The 1,433-nt window shown below is 70.2% G+C and carries 1 protein-coding gene; it reads right to left on the minus strand.

All coding sequences use genetic code 11. From position 1 onward, the window contains the following. Nucleotides 1-111 precede the first annotated feature (111 nt). Complete coding sequence (locus tag ACFF45_RS35385) at nt 112-1,362, minus strand: IS701 family transposase (RefSeq protein ID WP_381351147.1); 1,251 nt, start codon at nt 1,360-1,362, stop codon at nt 112-114. Between the last annotated feature and the right edge of the window lie 71 nt (nt 1,363-1,433).

Genomic DNA, 1,433 nt, shown 5'->3' on the forward strand with positions numbered 1-1,433 from the left:
TAGTGCTTGGTCATGTGGGTGTCGGGGGCGGTATGTCGCGGTGGCAGGTGGGGCAGGCGCCGGTCCAGGTTGCGAGAAGTGTCTGTAGCTCGCGGACGACTTGGTAGAGGCTCAAGCCGGCGCCGCGTCTTTTGGGGCACGGGCCAGTCGCTGCAGCGTGCAGAAGGCGTGCGCGACGGAGACGAGGGTGACGTGGTGGTGCCAGCCGCCCCAGGTTCGGCCCTCGAAATGGGCCAGGCCCAGGGCCTGCTTCATCTCCCGGTAGTCGTGCTCGATGCGCCAGCGGAGCTTGGCGAGCCGGACCAGGGTGGTCAGCGGGGTGTCGGAGGGCAGGTCGGACAGCCAGAACTGGACCGGCTCGCTCTGCCCCGCGGGCCACTCGGCCAGCAGCCAGCACTCGGGCAGTTCCGGGCTGCCGGCGGCCTGGCGCATCTCGCGTCCGGCAGGCCGGATACGCAGGGCCACGAAGCGGGAGTACATCCGCCTGAAGCCGGAGCGGCCGCTGCCGCGCCGGGATCCCTCCCGCCACTGCACCGGCCGTGCGGCCTTCCGGCCCGCCGCGGTGACCAGCTCTTTCACCGACCTGGCAGGGTCGGGGTACTTCGGCACCGGCGGGCGTCCGTTTCCCGAGTACGGCTTGCACACCGGGACCGCGTCGGCGGGTTGTGCCGACATGGTGGTGGAGATCCCCACCACGTAGTGAAGACCCCGGGCCTGCAGGCCGAGCCGGAAGGCCGTGGCGTCGCCGTACCCGGCGTCCGCGATGGCCAGTGGCACCTCGATGCCCCAGGAGCGGGTCTCATCGAGCATGTCCAGGGCCAGCTGCCACTTCTCCACATGCCCGACATCCGGGGGGATGCCGCAGGTGGTACGGCGAGCGACCTTGCCCGCATCGGCCTTCGCTGAGGCGGGGTCCCAGGTCTCAGGCAGGAACAGCCGCCAGTTGACCGCAGCCGAGGCGTGGTGGGAGGTGAGGTGGAGTGAGACGCCCACCTGGCAGTTGGTGACCTTGCCGGCGGTGCCGGTGTACTGCCGCGACACACACGCCGAGGCGGTCCCGTCCTTCAGGAACCCGGTGTCGTCGAAGACCAGTGCCTCGGGCTCGATCGCCGCTTCCATCCGCCAGGCGAGCTGGGCCCGGATGCGGGCCGGGTTCCAAGGGCTGGTGGTGATGAAGTTGGCCAGCGCCTGACGGTTGCCGTCAGCCCCGAGCCGGGCGGCCATCGGCTCGACGGACTTGCGCCGCCCGTCAGTCAGCAGCCCTCGCAGGTAGACCTGCCCCCACCGGCGCTGGTCCCTGCGCGCGAACGGCTCGAACACCTCCTCCGCGAACGCCTCCAACTCACCACGCACCGCAGCCATCTCGTCCGGAGTCACACCCCTTCAACGCCACACCGAACCGAAGGACACGCCGACCTGACCAAGCACTACTA

The organism is Streptomyces cinereospinus, from assembly GCF_042430725.1.
Classification (GTDB): domain Bacteria; phylum Actinomycetota; class Actinomycetes; order Streptomycetales; family Streptomycetaceae; genus Streptomyces; species Streptomyces cinereospinus.

Bases quoted from the DNA above. Each gene is read 5' to 3' on its own strand.
- ACFF45_RS35385 (WP_381351147.1), bottom strand. From the start codon at position 1,362: ATGGCTGCGGTGCGTGGTGAGTTGGAGGCGTTCGCGGAGGAGGTGTTC.